General features: G+C 55.0%; 1 pseudogene. It reads right to left on the bottom strand.

Annotated features, from left to right (window positions below):
* A pseudogene (locus QZ298_RS08620) lies at positions 1-194 on the bottom strand (AraC family transcriptional regulator); the annotation flags it as partial.
* Positions 195-218: the final 24 nt, after the last annotated feature.

Raw genomic sequence — 218 nt, 5'->3', positions numbered from 1 at the left:
GTGATGTGGAGGTCGCGCGGAATGAAGACGCATTCGCCTTTCCCGACGCGGATCTCCTCCGTGCCGTTGTCGAGCACCATCTCACCCGAGTAGACGTAGTTGAGAGCGTATTCGCGGGAACGATGGATGCAGCCGCCCAGATCGTCGTAATAGAAACTGAAGAAGACATCGTTGTAATTGAAGATGAGTTTCATCGGAGTCGTCCGCTCCGCATCCTG

The sequence above is a fragment of the uncultured Alistipes sp. genome (assembly GCF_910580175.1).
Taxonomy (GTDB): Bacteria; Bacteroidota; Bacteroidia; order Bacteroidales; family Rikenellaceae; genus Alistipes.
Note: the sequence above shows the minus strand (reverse complement) of the source record. Positions and strands in the feature narration are given on the sequence as shown.